A 22291-nucleotide genomic window follows, 5' to 3' on the forward strand; every position below is an offset into this window, starting at 1 on the left:
CTGGCAACTCATAACGCATAACTGTTAATACCCTAAATTCGGTCCCAACCATTTCTCTACTTCTTCGAACGGCACCTGTTTGCGTTTGGCGTAGTCTTCAACCTGATCTTTGCCGATTTTTCCTACCCCGAAATAGCGGGATTCGGGATGCGAAAAATAGAAGCCGCTAACGGCAGCGGTAGGGTGCATAGCCAAGCTTTCGGTTAAATAGATACTTGTATTTTTTTCGGCATCCAGTAGTTGAAATAAGGTAATCTTCTCGGTGTGTTCCGGACAAGCAGGATAACCCGGCGCCGGACGAATGCCAGCATATTGTTCTTTAATGAGGTCCTCATTGCTTAACTCCTCCTGCGGAGCGTAGCCCCAATAGGTTCTCCTTACTTCTTTATGCATTTTCTCGGCAAAGGCTTCTGCTAAACGATCAGCCAAAGCCTTAACCATGATGCTGTTATAATCGTCATAATTCTTTTCGTAACGGGCTACCAGTTCGTCACAACCGATGCCCGTAGTAACGGCAAAGCCTCCCCAATAATCGGCAACTCCGCTAGATACCGGAGCAATGAAATCGGATAAGGCATAATAGGGTTGATCTTTTGCTTTTTCGGCTTGTTGCCGAATGGTATGGATCGTGGTTAATACCTCTTGCCGACTTTCATCGGTATACAATATAATATCATCTCCTGAGGCATTGGCGGGCCAGAAACCAATGACACCTTTTGCCTGAAGGAGCTTCTTCGATACGATTTCGTTTAATAAATTTTGGGCATCTTCAAACAATTTGGTAGCTTCCGTGCCGACCGTCTTATCGGTTAAAATACGTGGATAGCTGCCACGAAGTTCCCAAGTGTGGAAGAAAGGCGTCCAATCGATATAGGGAACCAGTTCTGCCAACGAAACATCGGTAAACACTTTGGTACCTAAAAAAGAAGGTTTGGGAGCTTGATAATTTGCCCAATTAATTTGGAAGGCTTGCGCACGAGCTGTTTCTATAGGAACCAGTTTTTTGTCGCCTCGCTTTTTTAAATGATTTTCACGAGCTTGCGCATATTCTGCACGGATATTAGCGGCATAGGTCTCGCGCGTTTCGGCATTCATTAAGCTGCTCGCTACCGTAACGCTACGGGAGGCATCCAATACATGGATGATTGGACCACTGTAATTAGGGTCAATTTTTACCGCAGCGTGGATACGTGAGGTCGTTGCGCCCCCAATAAGAATGGGAATTTTAAAGCCTTCCCGTTCGGCTTCCTTGGCTACATGCACCATCTCATCAAGGGAAGGAGTAATGAGACCGCTAAGGCCAATAATGTCTACTTGATGCTTTCGGGCCTCATCCAATATTTTCTGGCTAGGTACCATTACGCCTAAATCGATTACTTCAAAATTATTACAGGCTAATACCACACCCACGATGTTTTTCCCAATATCATGCACATCACCCTTTACAGTGGCCATTAAGATTTTTCCGGCGTTCTTCCTGTCGGATAAGGAGGGGTTTTTGGCTTTTTCTGCCTCGATAAAGGGTAATAGATAAGCTACTGCCTTTTTCATAACCCGGGCTGACTTCACAACTTGAGGTAAGAACATTTTTCCGGCGCCAAATAAATCGCCCACAATATTCATCCCATCCATTAAGGGGCCTTCGATGACCTCCAATGGTTGGTCGTAGGCTAAGCGAGCTTCTTCAACATCGTCGTCTAAGTATTCAATAATTCCCTTGACTAAAGCATGTGAAAGACGTTCCTCTACGGTCCCGTTGCGCCACTCTTCGCTTTTCACTTCGGCTTTACCCTTACTTTTGACCGTTTCGGCAAAGTCTACTAAACGTTCGGTGGCATCTGCTCTACGATTGAGCAGCACATCTTCCACATACTCCAATAGGGTAGGATCAATTTCTTCGTATACTTCGAGCATGCCGGCGTTAACAATACCCATATCTAAACCAGCTTTAATAGCATGGTATAAAAAGGCTGCATGCATCGCTTCGCGTACGGTATTATTTCCCCTAAAGGAAAAAGAGATGTTACTCACACCACCGCTTACTTTGGCAAAGGGTAAGTTTTCTTTAATCCATTTGGTTGCTTTAATAAAATCTACCGCGTAATTATTGTGTTCTTCTAAACCCGTTGCAACGGTCAGAATGTTGGGGTCAAAGATAATATCCTGTGGTGGAAAGCCGACTTCATGAACAAGAATATCATAGGAACGTTTGCAGATTTCAATACGCCTTTCGTAGCTATCAGCCTGTCCATTTTCATCAAAGGCCATGACAATTACGGCTGCACCGTAATGTAAGATTGTTTTTGCCCGTTCTTTAAAAAGTTCTTCCCCTTCTTTTAAGGAGATGGAGTTCACAATGCCCTTCCCTTGCAAGCATTTCAAACCGGCCTCAATAACCGTCCACTTCGACGAATCGACCATGATGGGAAGTTTAGCGATATCAGGCTCAGAGGCAATTAGATTTAAAAAGCGTGTCATGGCTGCTTCTGAGTCAAGCATACCTTCATCCATGTTCACGTCAATCACTTGAGCGCCACCTTCCACCTGCTGGCGGGCAATCGCTAATGCGGCCTCAAAGTCGCCATTTAGAATCAATTTAGCGAACTTCGGAGAACCCGTAACATTGGTGCGCTCCCCAATATTCATAAAAACACTATCGGGAGTATAGGTCACCGGCTCTAGACCGCTTAAACGTAAATACGGTTCAGGTACGGGTGGTTTCCGCGGACGGGCCTTAGCGGCCTTCTCGGCAATACAACGAATATGGTCTGGCGTTGTACCACAGCAGCCACCAACGATGTTCACAAAACCGTTAGCGATAAAATCTTCCACCAAATGAGCGGTTTCATGGGGCTGTTCGTCATAGGCACCAAATGCATTAGGTAAGCCCGCATTGGGATAGGCGGAAACAAAACAGCCTGCTTTTTGGGCTAATTCTGCTATATGGGGGCGCATTTCTTTTGCTCCCAGTGCACAGTTTAAGCCGATGCTGAGAATGTTTCCATGGTTGATGGAATTTAAGAAGGCTTCCACCGTTTGGCCAGACAGTGTTCGCCCGCTGGCATCGGTAATGGTGCCGGAGATCATGATATCAATTGGGCTTTGCCTTTTTCCGGAAGCTATCAGTTCTGTTTCGTAGTTGATGATAGCAAATATGGCCGCTTTTGCATTGAGTGTGTCGAAAATGGTTTCAATAAGCAATACATCTGCTCCGCCATCGATGAGCCCCTTTACTTGTTCATAATAGGCAGCAACAAGGTCGTCAAAAGTTACTGCACGATAACCGGGGTCGTTTACATCTGGTGATAAGGAAGCGGTGCGGTTGGTTGGACCGATAGCACCCGCTACAAAACGTGGTTTTGATGGATTTTTTGCGGTATATTCCTCGGCAGCTTCCTTAGCAATACGGGCGCCTTCGAAGTTTAATTCATACACCAAAGGCTCCATCTGATAATCGGCCATAGAAATGACCTGTGAGCTGAAGGTATTGGTTTCAATAATATCTGCGCCGGCATCTAAGTAAGCTTGATGGATCGCTTTGATAACATCAGGCCTGGTGATATTCAGTAGATCGTTATTCCCTTTTACTTCGCAAGGATGGTGGGCAAAGCGTTCGCCACGAAAATCCTGCTCACTCAAGCCATAAGGCTGGATCATGGTGCCCATGGCGCCATCAATGATTAAAATGCGTTTATTTAGTTCTTCTCTAATACTCATACGGCATGTTAAGCCATGCAAAGGCTATTGTCTATCTCCGCTTAGACCTTTTTGTTTGTGATAATGCTTGCATTGAGAAAAAAGCCCAGAAAATGACTTTCGCTTATCTGTCCCAAAAAAGATTGGGTAGAATGTAGCACCTTGTAAGCACAGGTTGCCAAGACTTCGTAGGGTCTAATCCCTCCGTCTTTCTCAATAAGCGTTGCAAATATCGATAATAATTTGATGATTATCAAATGCAATTTAGAGACAGAGGAGGTAAAGAGGAGATTTGAAAATGATAGAAAAAAAGTATCTTTAGGAAATTCTTGACGCTATGACCGATATAACACCTTCATGGAGTTTTGTACAAAAAATATGTTTCCGCTTTTTCTTTACATTTTTTATCCTATATATACTAAATAGGTTTACATACGGACTATTTCACATGGTGGTACCTTGGTTTGCTTTGCATGTGTTGCAGTTGGAAAAGCCAATTACCGTCTTTACCAATGGCAGTGGTGATACCACTTACGATTATGTGGCTGTTTTGGTTTACGTATTGCTGGCTTTGGTAGTAAGCTTGATCTGGTCCTTTCTAGACAGGAAGGCATCGGGATATCCTAAATTACAGTACTGGCTTAGCGTATTTTTACGCTACTATCTGGCTATGTTTATGTTTATTTATGGGTTTATCAAAATTTTTCATTTGCAAATGCCTTCACCTTCTTTTACGACGCTTATTCAGGAGTTTGGTGATAAATCGCCGATGGGTTTAGCATGGTCTTATGTTGGTTATTCAAAAGGTTTCAGCTTCTTTACGGGCTTTGCGGAGGTTGTAGCAGGCTTTTTTTTATTGTTTCGTAAAACGACAACGCTCGGAGCTTTACTTACTGTACTGGTGACGGTGAATATTTTAGCTATCAACTTATTTTTTGATGTACCGGTGAAATTGTTTTCTTCCGTTTTACTGTTAATGTCGCTTTTTCTGTTGTCTAGCGATACCAAAAGGGTATTGAATTTTTTCATTTGTAATAAACCCGCTGATCCTGTTTTTTGGCCTGTTCAGTTTAAGCGGAAATGGATGAAGATAACACGCTTAGTGTTAAAGATACTGATCATCGGCAGTTTTTTCTATTCTGGGATTGTAGGGGGTATTCGCGGTCAAAATAGCTATGGTGATAAACGACGGAAACCACCTTTATATGGATTATATGATACCGAAGCGTTTATCCTAAATGGAGACACCATAGCACCTTTAATGACCGACACCAATCGGTGGAAAAACCTGATTATTGAATGGGAAAAGAACGCATCGGTTAAACTGATGAATAATTCATTGAACTATTATAACTTTACCGTAGATACCGTAGCAAAAACGGTACACTTTTTTCCTTATGCCGATACGTCAAAAAAGGGAGCATTTCGTTATGAATTGGCGAATAATTATTTGATCTTACGAGGCAATCTAAAAAGCGACAGCATACAAGTACATTTGAAAAAAAGAGAAATAAGTTCTTTCCGTTTAATGAACACAGGGTTTCGATGGATCAACGAGTATCCCTATAATCGGTAATGATGCAAAAGGATAATTATGATGCGGTAATAGTGGGTTCGGGCCCAAATGGTTTGGCAGCTGCAATTGCCTTACAACAAGAGGGCCTTGACGTGTTACTGCTAGAGGGAAAAGAAACAATTGGCGGTGGTTTACGGTCGGCAGAATTGTTATTGCCTGGCTATAAGCATGATATTTGTTCAGCCATTCATCCCTTGGCATTACAATCGCCTTTTTTTAAAACCTTGCCCTTGGCCGAACATGGTTTACAATATTGCTATCCAGAAATACAGGCAGCTCATCCGCTTGACGATGGGCGTGCGGTTGGTTTGTATGCTTCGATTACCGCAACAGCAGAACAATTTGGTGTGGATAAACAGACTTATCTAGAGGTGTTCGATCCTTTGCTAAACATATGGCCGCAAATCATAGATGATGTCTTAGCTCCTTTTCATTGGCCAAAACACCCCATGGATTTTCTGCAATTTGGTTGGAAGGCGTTGCGGCCAGCTATGGCTACTGCACGTCAATTTCAGTCGACTACCTTGCGGGCACTATGGGCAGGAATGGCTGCACATGCCATGTTACCGTTATCGAAAATAACAACATCGGCTATCGCCCTAGTCCTTACTGCTGCTGGGCATCAGAGGGGATGGCCCATACCAAAGGGAGGTTCTCAAGGGCTGGCTCAAGCGCTAGCGGCGTATTTTGTGGCTATAGGAGGAGAAATTGTAACCAATTATCCTATCAGTAGCCTGTCGCAATTACCAAAGGCCAAAGCCGTGCTGTTTGACTTGGGTCCGAAGCAATTGTTGCAACTAGCAGGACATCGGTTCTCGGCAACGTATCGTCGGCAGCTGCAAAACTATCGTTACGGAATGGGTGTGTTTAAAATGGATTGGATTTTGGATGGTCCGGTTCCGTTCACTTCGGATATCTGCCGTAAGGCCGGAACCGTACATATAGGCAATACCTTGGAGGAAATCGCGGCAGCAGAAGCAGCCGTGTGGAATGGTAGACATCCGGAAAAACCTTTTGTCTTGTTGGCGCAGCAGAGCTTATTTGATGAAAGTCGGACGCAAGCTCCTCATCAGGTCGTTTGGGCCTATTGCCATGTGCCAAATGGATCTCATGTAGATATGACAGCAGCTATTGAAGGACAGATAGCGCGTTTTGCTCCAGGTTTTAGGGAACGTATTATAGCAAAATGCGCAACCAACGCAAAAGATTACGAGACCTATAATCCAAATTATGTGGGTGGCGATATTAACGGAGGGGTCATGGATATTGGCCAGTTATTTACTCGGCCTGCACTACGATGGTCGCCTTATCGTACCTCAGCAAAGGGAATATATATATGCTCATCAGCAACACCTCCAGGTGGAGGCGTTCATGGAATGTGCGGTTATTATGCTGCTAAACAGGTGTTGGCGGATGTTTTTAAAATGAAACCCCAATTTATGTAGGTGTACCCTATGTGATAGGCATAATTTATGCCTCCTATACGTAGTTTTTCTTGGTTTTAAATCAATAATTGATCGATTATATTTGTCATCCACTTAAAATTAGCTATGTTTGGTTTTTTTACTAATCAGCTATTAAATCATGGATCAACAAATTAACGATAGTACGACGACGGAAGACTTATCTCCCGAGCTCCAAAACCTTCCTAAAAAAAATTATTTAACAGAAGACTGGACGGTTGTTATACTGGGTTTTCTCATCATCTTTTCGATTATAGGCGGTTTACATGTGGCCGCTCCGCAATATAAATGGGCGAGTACAGACGATTTTTCGACGGTATTTTCCTTCGAAAACTTGCAACGCTTAGTCTTGCAATTTGTTTATACCTTGGTGGTTTTGGTGTTGGGTGGCTTACTAACGGGAAGAAAAATTAAACCGTATTTAATTGGTTTTCCTATCATATTCTTGCTTACAGCTGTGGCCTTATTTTTTGCAGGTAATGCCAAAATGGAAGAGCTTGGCCTGGAGGCCGTGATTTTTAGTCTGCTAATTGGCTTACTTGTTGGAAACACGATAAAGCTACCGGTTTGGTTAAAGGAAGCACTATCAGCCGAGTTATTGGTGAAAATTGGATTAGTGCTGTTGGGAACAAACATTATATTTTCCGATATCTTAAAAGCAGGTGCTTTAGGCTTGATTCAATCGTTAGTAGTGGTATTGTCGGTTTGGTATTTTGCTTTTTGGTTGAGTAAGAAATTTAAAATTGATGAAGAATTGGGATTAATGCTATCCAGTGCCGTGTCTATTTGTGGTGTTTCGGCCGCAATCGCGACATCCGGTGCAATCGAGGGGGATTCCAAGAAGCTTTCTTATGTAGTATCTATGGTGTTGATTACTGCTATCCCGATGATGATTGTGATGCCCTATATTGCGCGCTATTTTGGCTTTTCCGAAGAGGTTACAGGAGCTTGGATAGGAGGGACTATTGATACTTCGGGTGCGGTGGTAGCATCTGGTTCATTGGTAGGGGAGACCGCATTAAAAATTAGCACTATTGTGAAGTTTTCGCAAAATGTATTGTTAGGTATTGCTGCCCTAGCGATCTCTGTTTATTGGACGTATACTAATAATCCAGTGGGACGACAGGCTGGGGTAAAGCCAGGCATTGGCGTAATCTGGGAACGCTTTCCTAAGTTTGTTTTGGGATTTATCGCAGCATCCCTATTATTTTCCTTCGTATTAAGTGTCGATACGGTAAATGCGGTGAAAGGGGATATTAAGACGATTCAAGGGCTATGGTTTGCTTTGGCTTTTACCAGCATTGGATTGGAGACGAATTTTAAGGATTTAATTAAAGAAAATAGCCAGCGACCTTTTTGGGTCTTTTTGATAGCACAATTATTCAATATCTTGATTACTTTAGCGCTGGCATTTTTATTATTTGGCTAAGTAGCGTCTGTCGCTCATAATAGACAGCATTTATTAGTATAATCATGGTTTGTATAAAGAGATATAGTAGTACCTTATTCTGCTTGGGTATTTTTGTAAACGGTTTGGTATTTACGGGCTGTCATTCCCAAAATAAAGAGGCTGCCAGTGAACAGGATTCGGTAGCGATGTGTGTATCAGAAGGTATGCCGTCCCGTGCAGCTGCCACCCAAAAAGCACAGCAGGAAATCCTGCAAGGTTCTGATGATGCAAAGATGGTTTTGATTAAGGGGGGAACCTTTCAAATGGGATCGGCCGAATTTGCCGATGCCAAGCCTATTCATGAAGTTTCCGTTAGCGACTTTTGGATGGATGAACATGAAGTAACAAATGCGCAATTTGCGCGTTTTGTGGAAGCAACGGGATATATAACGGTAGCTGAACGCGCTTTGGATCCCGCGGACTTTCCTGGAGTATCCAAAGATTTATTGGTGCCGGGCTCTGCGGTATTTACTCCACCAAAAGAACATGTTGATTTAACAAACCATTTACAATGGTGGAAATATGTGCCGGGTGCCTCGTGGAGGCGTCCTAAAGGGCCGGGGAGTTCTATTCAGGGTAAGGAGAATGAACCGGTAGTTCAGGTAAGCTACGAGGATGCTGAAGCTTTTGCTAAATGGGCAGGAAAGCGCCTGCCTACTGAAGCGGAGTGGGAGTACGCGGCTAGAGGAGGACTAAAGGGGAAGAAATATTATTGGGGAGATGAGTTAAAGCCAAAAGGCAAATGGGTAGCGAATACGTACCAGGGAGATTTTCCTTCAAAAAATAGCGCGGAAGATGGCTTTGTTGAAGCTGCTCCTGTAAAAACCTTTCCTGCAAATCCTTTTGGCTTGTATGATATGGAGGGTAATGTATGGGAATGGTGCTCAGATTTTTACCGGCCAGATGCGTATGAACATGCCGACAGAAATAATCCAAAAGGCCCTGCGGATAGTTATGATCCAACGGAACCCGGTTTAGTTAAACGGGTGCAACGGGGAGGATCATTTCTATGTAACGATCAATATTGCGAACGCTATAAGGCAGGCAGCCGAGGAAAAGGAGAAGTAAGCAGTGCCAGCAATAATTTAGGGTTTAGATGCGTGAGCGACCACGCGCTGTAAATATAATGGGGGCGATGGCTAAGGATCAATCCATAGAGATGGTGTGTGTCAACTCTTGTCCGGATTTACTGTCTTTACAGGTGAGCTCAATATAGTCGATATGTGGTTTAAATAACGTGCCACCGTCAATTCGAACGAATATGCGCTCAACAATTGCAGGTTTATTTTTAATGGAAACAAAGGCCTCATACTGGCCGCTTTCTTGGCTGTAAGCCAAACGTAGAGGAATCTTCTTGCAAGAGGATAAATTAATTTGATATTCATTTTCTGCTATCTTTTTTGCGTGAATACCATATGCAAATTTGCGTTGTATATACGATAAATCTTTACGCTCACCGTCTTCTTCATATAAAATCCAATAGGCCTTGACCGGGTCGTCTTCATCGAGCTGCCCATCTTTTGTGTTCAGTGTGTAGACAACGGTGTTCCTATTAGGATCCCTTTGTAAATAAAACAACTGTTCTTTTTCGTTGGGAACGGGAAGTTTCGATTTATCCACTTGTTTACCCAAGCTACTTTCTTCCGTCTCTTGTGCAAAAACGGATGTGCTATAAACGGATGATGCCACTAATAATAAAACAAAAGCTTTCATAGGCTATAAGCTATAAACCATAGGCTATAAGTTATATGTTATAAGAGCCTAAAGCTAGTAAACTATATAGGTACTCACAACTCGCAACTCATAACCTGCAACTCATTAATACCATCTCTTGATTAATAATAGCAAGCACTGTACCAAAAAGCTATAGGCTACGGGCAATAGGCTTTAAGCTATAGGCTGGTTGCAGGAATTAATATAAACATAAGACACAGGTAGCAAGACATAAAACACAAGACTTTTTTTGCAGCAAATCGCTGAGTTACACGTTTTAAAAATGTAAAGCAGAAAGCTATTAAAGTGGCACTTGCAGTAGCAGTCAAATAGCGACCAAAACAGGGAGTGCTACTTGCCACCGCCACTGCTACTAAAAATCTTGATACTTATATCTTGGTATTAACAACGCACAACTATCAACGAACGAATAACCAATAACGAACAACCAATTTAATACAGCCTTTTGGTTAATTGTTCTTCAACAGCCCTAAATACTTGGATAGGTTTATGGTTTCGCCAATGGAAATCATCTAATGATCCTCCAAAATTGATATAATAGTCTATATTGGCATTTTTAAACTCATTAATGACATGAGGTCGGAAATTGATTCCGGCTATCCAACCGTCTTCGATTTCCTGAAACCATTCTTCATAATAACAATCATCAGAGGAATGGAAATTCAGAATGTTTTCACCAATTAAGATAAACTTGTTGATACCTTGATTAACCATTAATTCAATAACTTCCCTTTTTAGCAGCATAATATCGTTATTGATGGCATCATTCCATTCGCCGATCATTTCGATAATCGCATATTGATGCTCATAATCGGCATACAATACTTTCAAATAAAGTGTGTTTGAACCAAAAGTATCCCATTGAGGATGTAACAGAAAATTATAAATCTGCTTATCAAACTCAAATTCGCTATATTCCGTGCCAAAAAACGGTGATTGTTCATCTTCAGCAGCAATATAATCATCTCTCCAACGATAAAAAGGTTCTATCTCGTGCATAATACATTCTCAACTTGGTATCCAAATCAATGAATCATCCTTATGACCATTCAGCTACGCCTTCTATTCCTCCGTTTAATGCCGAATCCGGGTTTAATTTGCTCTATACAAACATTTTATGCGCGGATTTGTTACCGAAATAGTTTGAACTATGGATCTGCGGTGCGGATAATATTATTAAAATGTCTTTTCTTAAGCAAACTTAGCTAATTTAATAGGAAATACAACGTTGAAAATTACCTTGGATAACGATGTAAAAAAGATGGTTGATAGATTACAATTCCGTTATTATAGTTAACTTAGCGCCTCTAATGCACTATGAGTCCCGAAACTAGAAAAAACTTGCTTACTGCTGCTACCTATGCTGGAGTTTTATTCCTAGGCTTGTTATTGGGACAAAGTTTTGTGAACGAAAATGCGAAGAGCAAAACGGGTGTTGTTCCATCGGTTTTAATAGACAAAAATGGAAAGTTGCAACGGCTGATGCAAATCGTGAATGACGAATATGTGGATGTGGTGGGTATCGATACCCTGCAGGACTTTGCCATTAAGGAAGTGCTTTCCCATTTGGATCCGCATTCGACATATATGCCGCCTACACTAGCAAAAACAATTGGAGAAGATCTGAACGGAAGTTTTGACGGGATTGGTCTGGAATATTACCGGCTAAGAGACACCCTTATGGTTACTTCTTTAACCGTTGGCGGGCCAGCTGAACAAGCGGGCGTACAAATGGGCGACAAGTTAATCGGGGTGGACGATAAACCCATATCTGGTGTACATATGGATGAGCAAGAGGTGGCCGCTAGAGTAAGGGGTAAGCGAGGTAGTATTGTAAACTTATGGGTTAATCGAAAAGGGGTCGATCTGGCACATCCCATCAAAGTGACGCGCAATAAAATTACAGTAAGCAGCATTGACGCCGCTTACATTATCGATACCGCTATCGCTTATATTAAAATTAAACGTTTTGGAGCACAAACTGCTGATGATTTTAGAAAAAATTTGAGCAGAATGAAACAGTATGGTGTTAATAAGCTGATTTTAGATTTACGAGAAAATAGTGGCGGTTATCTTCGATCGGCCACGGCGCTAGCAAGTGAATTTTTTAAAGAAAAGAAGTTGCTGGTATATACGCAAGGTGCACATGAGCCTAAAACAGCTTACTATTCTAGTGGTAATGGCATATTCGATAAGGGCAAGCTGGCCATCTTGATTGATGAACGATCGGCCTCTGCGAGTGAAATCGTAGCCGGAGCTGTTCAGGATTTGGACAGAGGGCTTGTGATTGGTCGGCGCTCTTTTGGAAAAGGCCTAGTGCAAGATCAATATAATTTTGATGATGGATCGGCCGTTAACCTGACGATAGCAAGGTATTACACACCGTCTGGACGGAGTATCCAAAAATCCTATAAAGATGGATTTGATAACTATTTTAACGAAATTAATAGAAGGTATGTTTCTGGAGAATTAACCAATAATAGAGAAGGGACACCCATTGTTGATACCTCTATATTTAAGGGGTTACTTTATCACACTAGCGCAGGACGGCCCATTTACGGTGGTGGGGGGATTATGCCCGATATTTATGTACCCTTGGATACATTAGGTATTAATAGTTTCTACAAAAAAGTAGTCAAGGCTAGCCTTATTAATGATTATGTCTATAGTAATTTGGTAAATACCCCTCCTGATTTTTCCATTGATCACTATTCTGAACATTACCAATTACCGAAAGATACGTATACTAACTTTGTTAAATTAGCTAAAGAAAAAGGCATTGATGTAAATTTTGCTGAAGCTCGCGTATCCAGAAAATTAATAGAATCAGATATGAAAGCCTTAGTTGCACGTTTTTTCTTCGGTGGAGAGGCATATTTTAAGATTAGAAATAGATCTGATCACCTATTGGTTCGAGCTATTGAGGCACTGAAAAGTTGAAATCTGGATCAACCTCTTCACAACCTATCCCTTAATCCGCTTACAACGTATCACTTATCACCCAATGAACTAAAGCGTAAAGCTTATGGCTTACAGCTTAAACCTTTTTCGGTAACGTTCTCGGTAGTTTTTTTCTATATTTTTGTGATTCAGCCATTTTTCTAAGTCATTTGGTTATACGAACAGAATAACCTTTATAAGTAACCAATGACTAAAAGAAGAATGATGAACAGATACTGGCTTTTTCGATGGTGGCTATATGCATCTATGCTGCTTATAATGGTGTTTTACCAACCGCTACGCAGCTATTCCCAAGAGCTCCGTATGATCAAGGGCATTGTGACGAGTGCAGCTGACCGTAAACCCATACCAGGGGTAAGTGTACAGATAAAAGGAGGTAACAAAGGCACATCTACCAATGCGCAGGGTACCTATACGCTAGAAGTGCCACCCAAAGCGGTATTGGTGTTTTCTTCCGTTGGCTATGAAGCAAGAGAAGTGCTTGTAGGTAACCAAGAGGTATTGAATGTAAGTTTGACTGCCGAAGCGGCACAATTGAATGAAGTGGTCGTGACCGCCTTAGGAATAGAACGGCAAACCAGAACCTTAACCTATGCTACGCAGCAAATTGATGATAACCAATTGAATGAAGTTAGGGATAATAGCGGAAATGTTTTGAATAGTTTGTCGGGAAAGGTAGCTGGAGCTGTTATTACACCAGCGGCAACAGGCCCGGGTGGAGCAGCCAAAATTGTTCTCCGAGGCAATAAATCCATTAGTGGTAATAATAATGCATTAATCGTAGTTGATGGGGTTCCGATCGACAATTCATCTCCTAATCAACCAACTAGCGATTTTAATAGCTACGGATCAAGCGATGGAGCGACCAATATCAATCCAGACGACATTGAATCCATGAATGTGCTAAAAGGGCCATCGGCGGCAGCACTTTATGGAAGTAGGGCGGCTAATGGGGCGATTATCATTACCACAAAAAAGGGAAAGGAAGGAAGGGCTTCCCTGAATTATAATGGTGGATTTTCGGTTGATCAACCGAATCTTTTAATGAAATTCCAAAATCATTATGGTAGAGGAAACGGGGGAGAGGCCGGTGAAACTGCGGGGGAAAGTTGGGGTGCACCAGCGCAAACATATGCGGATAATGTTAGGAGCTTCTTCCAAAGCACCCCTTCCTATAATCATTCGTTGAACCTTTCTGGAGGCACCGAAAATGCGCAAGGCTATATGTCTTATACGAACAATCGGAACGGCGGTATTATTCCGGGTAATAAGCTGAATCGCAATACCTTGAATTTAAGGGTGAATACGAAATTAACTTCGCGATTGTCTACCGATGCTAAAATAACGTATGTCAATCAGACTATAGCCAATAAACCGAGACAAGGCGATACGGGTACTTCCATGGAAGCATATATTATGCCACGGGATATGAGTGAAGGAGCGCTTCGAAATTTTGAAACGATCAATGAGGCTACGGGCCAGCCCGTAAGACAATACTGGACAACATCCTCTGTTTTCGACAATCCCTATTGGGATGTCAACCGAACTTCTGTAAACGAGGAACGTAACCGGATTACACTATTGGGATCGGTGAAATACCAGCTAACCGATTGGTTAAGTGTTATGGGGAGGTATAGTTTGGATCGATATGACGATAAGCTAGATGGTTCTTTTTACGATGGAACGGTTTCTCTGGGAAATGTACAAGCTGGTGGACAGTATTATGAAACCTTTCAAAGCCGATGGGAACGCAACATGGATGTATTGGTGTCTGGTAATAATACAATTTCTAACGCTTTTAAAGTTACCTACAATGTTGGGGCCAGCGTGTTGAATAGAAAGAACAGTAGCTTACAAAATATGGCCAATGGTTTAAGTATACCTAATCAATTCAGCCTAGCTTTTGCTACAACGCCTTCTTTTACAAATACACTTCCTGTAAAATTGGAAAGGGAATTACAGTCGGTATATGGCAATGTCCAACTAAATTTTCGAGATTTTCTATACCTAGATGCTTCCGCGAGAAACGATTGGTCTTCTACCTTACCGGCTCCGCATAGTTATTTCTATCCTTCGGTGGGTTTGTCGGCAATACTTTCAGATGCTCTGCAATTACCAAATTGGGTGTCGTTTGGTAAAATAAGAGCTGCTTATACGGAAGTGGGTAATGATGCCGATCCGAATCTGCTTAATCAACTTTATTCATATAATTTAGGAGCAGGCCAAGGTTTTGTAAGCCGGGATGTGACTCGAGCTATCGGTAATCTAAAACCTGAAATTACCCATTCGGGTGAAATTGGTTTGGAATGGAAGTTCTTGGATAACCGATTGGGTTTGGACCTGACTTTATATAAAAGCAATACCAAGAATCAATTGCTATTTATTGGGTTGCCCCTAGCTAGTGGTTTTAGTCGGCAATATATTAATGCCGGAAATATTGAAAATAAAGGTATCGAGTTGCAACTTACTGGAACGCCCCTTAAGAAAGAACAGTTTTCTTGGAATACGACCCTTAACTTTGCAAGAAATATCAATAAAATTCTGGAATTGGCTCCTCAGGTTACGCAAGCTGATTTATCGGCCAGTGCGCGTTTGGCTTCTGTAGTGGCTAAAACAGGAGGTGCTTATGGTGATATTTATGGCTTTGCTTGGTCAAAAAATGAAAAAGGGGAATACTTAGTCAATGATAAGGGATTGCCTGTGGTTACCGCCAATCAAAAAATTGGAAATTTTAATCCCGATTTTACATTAGGTTGGCAAAACGACTTTCATTATAAGGATTTTAGTTTGTCTATGTTAATTGACGGGCGTGTAGGTGGTGAATTGGTTTCGGGAACGGCTTCTTTCTTAGGGGCTTATGGTGTAGGAGATTTTACCGAAAGCTGGCGTGATGGCGGATTGGTTCTTCCGGGTGTTCTTGCCGATGGAAGCCCAAATACGACGGCGATTACTTCACAGGATTTATGGACAACAGTTTCGCAAAATGGACGTTCGGCCTGGGGCGAGTTTTTTACGTATAGCACAACCAATTTTAGAATGCGGGAACTTTCCTTAGCGTATAATTTACCCATAAAAAGTACGGTAATTAAGAAAGCCCGGGTGGCTTTGGTGGCGCGTAATTTATTCTTTTTCTATAGAGGAAAAGCAAAACTGGATATTCCAGGAGTGGATAGAACCATTCCGATAGATCCAGAAGCGGCATTAGGAGCCGGGAATTATCAAGGTGTGGAATCAGGTCTGCCCCCAGCTATTCGTAGCTTCGGTATTAATGTGCAGGCATCCTTTTAATGGAAAGTTAGCATAGATGACAAAAAATAAATGACGAAATTTTTTGTCTAGGTACTAAATAAATATATGAACAAATAAAATAAACCGATGCACCGTCCATGTTAAAAATTTCATTTTTGTCACACAAGGAAATGTAATTTTTTAACATGGTAAGCTCCATCTGGTCGATGAAATAAACCCGCTTTGCGGTTCATGAGTGCCAATAGTAAAATAATAATAGACGAATAATTATTTACAGATGAAAGTTGTTTTTAAATATATACTGTTACTTGGGTTTTTCGCATCTTGTACAAAAGATTTTGAAGAGATGAATACCGATCCCAATAAAATTACTACAGTTGGTGAACGTGAAATGCCTTTTATGTTTGCAAAAGCACAATCGGCTGCTGCAATGGATCGTGGCTTCTATCAGACGGTTCAAAATTTGGGTGCAGATTTATATGCCCAGTATTACGCGAGCTCGGTAACGTCTTTTCAAGCCGATCGTTATGTACTGACACCGGATTGGCTAACCCGGTTTTGGACGGTAGTCTATGTCAATACGGCTCCTCAGCTTAGAACAATTATGGACAATGCTGATCCAGCTTCTGGAGAATATGCGTTGGCTAGTATTTGGTGGGTATATGCTTTTCATAGATTAACAGACCACTTTGGACCGATCCCTTACGTTAATGCTGCTCAACCCGTTGAATCTATTGCATACGATGCGCCGAATCTTATTTATGATGATTTTTTTAAGCGATTGGATGAGGCAGTGACGCATTTAAAAGCACTGGGAGACAATGCTACGGTTTTTGAAGGATACGATTTGATGTATGATGGAAAAGTGGATCAATGGATTCGTTTTGCAAATACGTTACGCCTTCGATTGGCCCTACGGATATCGGCGATTGATCCTACAAAAGCCCAGCAAGAAGCGGAAGCTGCGGTTGCAGCTGGTGTTTTTACGACGAACACCGATAATGCTTCGTTAATTAAGAGCTTGGAGGGAAATGATGCGAATGGCTTAGCACAGGTCGCCGCCTGGAATGAATTTGCCATGAGTTCAACTATAGCTTCTTATTTGAAAGGATACAAAGACCCGCGACTAGCACAATATTTTCAGCCGGATGTGACCAATGGGCAGTACCATAGTTTACGGAATGGATTACCGCCATCTGCTTTAAATAATCCAGGCAACACAAGTGCGCAGAATTCCAATGTGGGAACCTCTTGGGTAACTTGGGATAAGAATTCCAACACTTGGAGCCCTAATCTAGAACGGGAGCAGCCTATTATGAACGCTGCTGAGGCTTTCTTTTTGCGTGCAGAGGGCGCCTTAAATGGTTGGAATATGGGAGGTACTGCTCAAGAATTATATGAAGCAGGTATTCGCATGAGCTTACAGCAGTGGGGTAGTAATGAATCGGCAGTCACGACGTATTTAACTAGCGCTGTTGTTCCTACAGCTCCCGGCGATGTTAGTAATTCAGCGGCTGTGGCCGACACTCCGGTACCCTGGGCTTCGGACGAAGCTACCGAAAGGGCGCAAATTGGAACACAAAAATGGTTGGCTGTTTTTCCAGACGGTATGGAAGCTTGGGCCGAGTATCGACGTACAGGTTATCCGATACTGTATCCATTAGTTCAATCTGATAATACCGACTTGCCGGTAGGAACATTTATCAAACGGTTACCTTATCCGATTTCTGAGGCTACCAGTAATGCCGCTGAGTTAGAGAAAGGTAAAACGTTACTTGGCGGGCCAGATAATGCGGCCACTCGAGTATGGTGGGATGTGGATTAAATAGCGCTTATGTTCAGATCTATTCTTCTATTCGTTAAAGCGATGGTATTTTTGATGTTAATGTCTTCTGGGGTGTTGGGGCAAACTGCTGGCTTATCCCATGTGCTGGACAGTCAGCCAGCAGACTTTATTGCTCAGCACTACCGATCATTGGCTGCAAAAGCTTTTCAAGAGGCTGTTATACCTAGCAACAAGGAATTTTGGCTGAAGCAAAAGAATGTGCTTAAACAACGGATTATACAAGAGACCGGTGTACAGCGGTATCCGAATCTGCCATTGGAAATAAAAGAAACAGGAATGATTGTAAAAACGGAATACCGTATTAAAAATATCCGTTTTCAAACACGCCCCGGCGTTTATGCGACAGCCAATCTTTATATACCTGAAGGGAAGGGACCATTTCCGGGAGTACTTATCACCCATGGACATTGGCCCGACGGACGACGGGCAGTCATCTTTCAAGAAGTTGCTCAGGTGTTGGCTCAATCAGGCTATGTCGCACTAACGATCGATGCTTGGGGAGCTGGTGAACGTTGTACGATTGCAGGCGAGCAGGAATATCACGGTGCCAATCTAGGTGCATCTTTATTCAATATCGGTCAGTCACTTCTAGGTATGCAATTAACGGATAACATTCGCGCCGTAGACTTGCTTTGCTCTTTACCGGGGGTTGATTCTACTAAGATCGGCGCTACTGGCTCAAGCGGTGGTGGTAACCAAACAATGTGGCTTGCTGCCTTGGATGAGCGGATCAAAGCAGCTATACCGGTGGTTAGTGTAGGGACCTTTCAATCATATGTGATGAACAGCAATTGTGTATGCGAATTATTGCCTCATGGTTTAAGCTTTACTGAAGAATCAGCGGTGCTAGGGTTGATTGCACCACGGGCATTGAAAGTCTTTAATGCCAATCAAGACGCCAACCCTTCTTTTTTTCCCGCTGAAATGCTGCGTACATATGCTAATGCCAGAAAAATATATGCCCTTATGGGAGCGAAAGAGCAGTTAAGCTATCAGCGTTTCGATACGGGACATGGATATTGGCCGGTTATGCAGGAGGCTATGTTGGGATGGTTCGATCATCAATTAAAAGGCATTGGCGATGGTTCGGCCAAACCTAGACCATCCGTATTACCCTTACCAGCAAAGGATTTAGCGACTTATCCGGATAATCAACGAGAAAAGGAAGTCGCCTCGACGGCCGATTTTTGCCGACAGGAAGGGAGTAAATCATTAGATATCAACCACTTCAAAATAGATAAAGCTTATTTCGATGGCAAGCGTGAAAGCTTAAAGCAGATTATAGGTACAAGAGAGATAAGGGTGATCAAACGTGTAGATAAGCTGGGTGATCAAGATGGTTGGCGCAGGATGGTACTTCGGACAATGGCCGGGCAAACCATTCCTTTTTTGTGGTATGCAAGTCGGAATAAGGTAACATCGTATCAGCTGTTTATTCATTCGCAAGGAAAAGATAGTCTTTCGTCGGAAGCAATAGAAAAAGCTATTCAGAACAAGGAAAATGTGATTTTGCTAGACCTTTGGGGAACGGGTGAACAAGCGTCGCCAGAAGCGCAACAGATTGATGGTCGTTTGCCTCCCTTTCATACCTTAGCTCGATCCGCTTTATGGCTTGGCCGAACAGTTATCGGAGAATGGGTGGCAGATTTAGAAGTCATGCAAAAATGGTTGAAGCAACAAGGTTGTGAAAAACTAACGATCTCTGCATATAAAGAAACGGCTGTTGCGGCCCTGGCTTTCTCCATTTGGAACAAAACGGATCGGTTGATTTTATACGATTGTCCTAAAAGCTACCACTTTGATCAACGTGACAGTATCGATTATTACAATATGGCTATTCATCTTCCCGGTATAATCCCTTGGGGCGATGTGGCTTTAATGAAAACACTAAGTACTGCCCGAATGGCAAGCTATCGGGAAAGGACGATGTCTGGAAGGGTAGTTGAGTGAAGGCAATCAGCCTAAAGCGAGTTTGAGTTGTCCATGAATTGGCCAGTAGAAGAGATTTACTTTTATTTAATAGATAATGAGCAATCGACGTGATTTTTTAAAATATACCGGTCTAGTCGGACTTAGCACCGCGAGCGGTTTAAGTTTATCTTCCTGCTCGGGAAATGAACAGGAAGATAATAAGGGCATTAAATTACAGCATACCTTAGATGCAAGTAAACAGCGTCATCAGCAGCAGTTTAACATGAGTGGATTTGCTGCTCCTAAGATCGAAACGGTACGGATTGGTTTTATCGGTTTGGGTAACCGTGGCGGTGCCGCGGTAGAACGGGTGAGTTACCTGGATGGCGTGCAGATCAAAGCCTTGTGTGACGTACGGAAAATAAAAGTAGAAGAGGCCAAGGCGCGGATCAAAAGTGCAGGTCATGACCCAATGTTGTACGATACCGATGAGGAAGCGTGGAAGAAGATATGTGAACAGCCAGACATCGATCTCGTCTATATCTGTACCCCTTGGGAATACCATACACCAATGGCTGTATACGCGATGGAGCACGGAAAGCACGTGGCTACCGAAATTCCGGCCGCCTATACGGTTGAAGATTGCTGGCACTTGGTAGAAACGTCTGAGAAAACCAAGAAGCATTGTGTGATGCTAGAGAACTGTTGTTATGATTTCTTTGAGTTGTTGACACTCAACATGGCTCAACAGGGATTTTTCGGTGAATTGATTCATGGTGAAGGGGCGTATATTCACCACATTTTGGAAAGCCTGTTTGAAAAGGATGCCCGATGGAATTTATGGCGACTGAAACAGAATGCCCGTCGGAATGGTAATCTTTATCCTACCCATGGGTTCGGTCCCGTTTGTCAGGCAATGGGTATTAATCGCGGTGATCGTCTTGACTATATGGTTTCGATGTCATCCAATGATTTTATGTTAGAATCCTATGCAGAAAAAAGGGCAACGGAAGATCCAACATTTAAGGATTTTGTACACAAACCCTTCCGAGGCAATATGAATACCAGCACTATCCGAACACAGAAAGGAAGATCAATCCTTGTACAACATGATGTTTCATCTCCCCGTGTCTATTCACGTTTGCATTTACTTAGTGGAACTAAAGCAGTGGCCCAAAAATACCCGCTCCCGGGTAAGATCGCGACTGGTCATGAAGACTGGCTGGATGAGACGGAGATGAAGAAAATAGAAGCGGAATATACACCACCCATTGTGAAGAAAATTGGGGAATTGGCTAAGCAGATCGGTGGTCATGGCGGAATGGATTTTATGATGGATTGGCGTTTGATCGACTGCTTGCGTAACGGGTTGCCAATGGATATGGATGTTTATGATGCGGCAGCCTGGAGTGTGATCGGTCCGTTGAGTGAATGGTCTGTAGCCAACCGCAGTCGGCCAATTGATATCCCAGATTTTACTAATGGGAAATGGCAGGAAAACAAACCTGTAGACCTATCGCTTTCGCAAGGAGCAACCACAGGAGTTTGGAGTGGTAAAGTTTAGGGACTGAGTTATACGTTTTACGTTATAAGAGGTTGAAATATTAAATTTTACTTTTTAATTGTTATAAAATGCATATTTTCACGTTAAAGAATCCTGCTGAATTAGGGGAGGCGGCTGGAAAAGCCGCTGCAGATTTAATTAGGAAAAGTATTGAGACACAAGGAGAGGCTCATATTATTTTAGCAACCGGAACTAGCCAGTTTGAAACGCTCAAGCAGTTGATCAAGGAAGACATTGACTGGTCGAAGGTGACGATGTTTCATCTAGACGAATACATTGGAATGCCGGTTACACACCCAGCCAGTTTTCGTAAATATTTGCAGGAGCGCTTCTTAAATAAGGTGTCTCCATTAAAAGCTTTTTATTTAATCGATGGAGAGGGTGATCCTGAAGCCGAAAGGCAACGATTGGGTGAGCAGATCCGTCGGCATCCAATAGATGTAGCGTTGGTGGGTATAGGCGAAAATGGTCATCTCGCTTTTAACGATCCGCCTGCTGATTTTGAAACCGAAGAACCTTATCTTGTGGTGGATTTAGATACCCAATGTCGCAAACAACAATTAGGTGAAGGCTGGTTTAAGAGCTTGGATGAAGTTCCACACCAAGCCATTAGCATGTCTGTGAAGCAGATTATGCAATCGAAGCATATTCTATGTTCTGTTCCTGATGCTCGGAAAGCCCAGGCAGTGAAGGATAGTCTGGAACAGAAAGTTAGTAATTTATTTCCAGCCAGCATCTTGCAAAAGCATTTGCAGTGTAGTTTTTATCTGGATGAAGCATCCGCTGCTTTGTTAACCACATAAAGGTAAATGACAGATTTCCACTAAATCTTTATCACCAT

Annotated in this window: 13 protein-coding genes and 1 riboswitch; of the genes, 10 read left to right on the forward strand and 3 right to left on the reverse strand. The window is 42.5% G+C overall.

From position 1 onward, the window contains the following. Positions 1–24 precede the first annotated feature (24 nt). Entirely contained in the window at positions 25–3717 is a 3693-nt protein-coding gene (gene metH / locus ABD930_RS09810) for a methionine synthase (RefSeq protein ID WP_345231535.1), read from the reverse strand. Positions 3718–3817: 100 nt separating this feature from the next. Continuing rightward, positions 3818–3919, reverse strand: a riboswitch (SAM riboswitch). Positions 3920–4144: 225 nt separating this feature from the next. Here metH and ABD930_RS09815 point away from each other — a divergent pair. From ABD930_RS09815 to ABD930_RS09830, 4 genes are all read left to right on the forward strand, one after another. Further along, positions 4145–5272: a DoxX family protein gene (locus ABD930_RS09815; RefSeq protein ID WP_345231536.1), complete on the forward strand. Its 1128-nt coding sequence runs from the start codon at positions 4145–4147 to the stop codon at positions 5270–5272. Between the two features lie 2 nt (positions 5273–5274). Then, positions 5275–6717: a phytoene desaturase family protein gene (locus tag ABD930_RS09820; protein WP_345231562.1), complete on the forward strand. Its 1443-nt coding sequence runs from the start codon at positions 5275–5277 to the stop codon at positions 6715–6717. A gap of 139 nt (positions 6718–6856) precedes the next feature. Further along, on the forward strand, positions 6857–8164 hold the full coding sequence (locus ABD930_RS09825; protein ID WP_345231537.1) for a YeiH family protein: 1308 nt from the start codon (positions 6857–6859) through the stop codon (positions 8162–8164). 44 nt (positions 8165–8208) lie between these two features. Further along, positions 8209–9306 carry a formylglycine-generating enzyme family protein gene (locus ABD930_RS09830; protein ID WP_345231538.1) on the forward strand — a complete coding sequence of 366 codons (1098 nt, stop codon included), beginning with the start codon at positions 8209–8211 and terminating at the stop codon, positions 9304–9306. 25 nt (positions 9307–9331) lie between these two features. Here ABD930_RS09830 and ABD930_RS09835 read toward each other — a convergent pair whose 3' ends face one another. Further along, a complete protein-coding gene (locus tag ABD930_RS09835) occupies positions 9332–9898 on the reverse strand; it encodes a DUF4833 domain-containing protein (RefSeq protein WP_345231539.1) in 567 nt (188 codons plus the stop codon). 453 nt (positions 9899–10351) lie between these two features. Further along, on the reverse strand, positions 10352–10918 hold the full coding sequence (locus ABD930_RS09840; protein WP_345231540.1) for a hypothetical protein: 567 nt from the start codon (positions 10916–10918) through the stop codon (positions 10352–10354). Between the two features lie 318 nt (positions 10919–11236). Here ABD930_RS09840 and ABD930_RS09845 point away from each other — a divergent pair, with 318 nt between their 5' ends. From ABD930_RS09845 to ABD930_RS09870, 6 genes are all read left to right on the forward strand, one after another. Further along, positions 11237–12859, forward strand: a complete 1623-nt coding sequence (locus ABD930_RS09845) for a S41 family peptidase (protein WP_345231541.1) — start codon at positions 11237–11239, stop codon at positions 12857–12859. A 222-nt stretch (positions 12860–13081) separates the two neighbouring features. After that, the gene (locus ABD930_RS09850) at positions 13082–16168 is read left to right on the forward strand and encodes a SusC/RagA family TonB-linked outer membrane protein (RefSeq protein ID WP_345231542.1); all 3087 of its coding nucleotides are present in this window, start codon (positions 13082–13084) and stop codon (positions 16166–16168) included. Between the two features lie 238 nt (positions 16169–16406). Next, on the forward strand, positions 16407–17954 hold the full coding sequence (locus ABD930_RS09855; RefSeq protein ID WP_345231543.1) for a SusD/RagB family nutrient-binding outer membrane lipoprotein: 1548 nt from the start codon (positions 16407–16409) through the stop codon (positions 17952–17954). A gap of 9 nt (positions 17955–17963) precedes the next feature. After that, a complete protein-coding gene (locus ABD930_RS09860; RefSeq protein ID WP_345231544.1) occupies positions 17964–19925 on the forward strand; it encodes a dienelactone hydrolase family protein in 1962 nt (653 codons plus the stop codon). 73 nt (positions 19926–19998) lie between these two features. Continuing rightward, positions 19999–21450, forward strand: coding sequence for a Gfo/Idh/MocA family protein (locus tag ABD930_RS09865; protein WP_345231563.1), 1452 nt, complete (start codon positions 19999–20001; stop codon positions 21448–21450). A gap of 68 nt (positions 21451–21518) precedes the next feature. Then, entirely contained in the window at positions 21519–22253 is a 735-nt protein-coding gene (locus tag ABD930_RS09870) for a glucosamine-6-phosphate deaminase (RefSeq protein ID WP_345231545.1), read from the forward strand. Positions 22254–22291 lie beyond the last annotated feature (38 nt).

Source organism: Olivibacter ginsenosidimutans (genome assembly GCF_039542865.1).
Classification (GTDB): Bacteria; Bacteroidota; Bacteroidia; order Sphingobacteriales; family Sphingobacteriaceae; genus Olivibacter; species Olivibacter ginsenosidimutans.

Bases quoted from the DNA above. Each gene is read 5' to 3' on its own strand.
- metH (WP_345231535.1), bottom strand. From the start codon at position 3,717: ATGAGTATTAGAGAAGAACTAAATAAACGCATTTTAATCATTGATGGC.
- ABD930_RS09815 (WP_345231536.1), top strand. From the start codon at position 4,145: ATGGTGGTACCTTGGTTTGCTTTGCATGTGTTGCAGTTGGAAAAGCCA.
- ABD930_RS09820 (WP_345231562.1), top strand. From the start codon at position 5,275: ATGCAAAAGGATAATTATGATGCGGTAATAGTGGGTTCGGGCCCAAAT.
- ABD930_RS09825 (WP_345231537.1), top strand. From the start codon at position 6,857: ATGGATCAACAAATTAACGATAGTACGACGACGGAAGACTTATCTCCC.
- ABD930_RS09830 (WP_345231538.1), top strand. From the start codon at position 8,209: ATGGTTTGTATAAAGAGATATAGTAGTACCTTATTCTGCTTGGGTATT.
- ABD930_RS09835 (WP_345231539.1), bottom strand. From the start codon at position 9,898: ATGAAAGCTTTTGTTTTATTATTAGTGGCATCATCCGTTTATAGCACA.
- ABD930_RS09840 (WP_345231540.1), bottom strand. From the start codon at position 10,918: ATGCACGAGATAGAACCTTTTTATCGTTGGAGAGATGATTATATTGCT.
- ABD930_RS09845 (WP_345231541.1), top strand. From the start codon at position 11,237: ATGAGTCCCGAAACTAGAAAAAACTTGCTTACTGCTGCTACCTATGCT.
- ABD930_RS09850 (WP_345231542.1), top strand. From the start codon at position 13,082: ATGATGAACAGATACTGGCTTTTTCGATGGTGGCTATATGCATCTATG.
- ABD930_RS09855 (WP_345231543.1), top strand. From the start codon at position 16,407: ATGAAAGTTGTTTTTAAATATATACTGTTACTTGGGTTTTTCGCATCT.
- ABD930_RS09860 (WP_345231544.1), top strand. From the start codon at position 17,964: ATGTTCAGATCTATTCTTCTATTCGTTAAAGCGATGGTATTTTTGATG.
- ABD930_RS09870 (WP_345231545.1), top strand. From the start codon at position 21,519: ATGCATATTTTCACGTTAAAGAATCCTGCTGAATTAGGGGAGGCGGCT.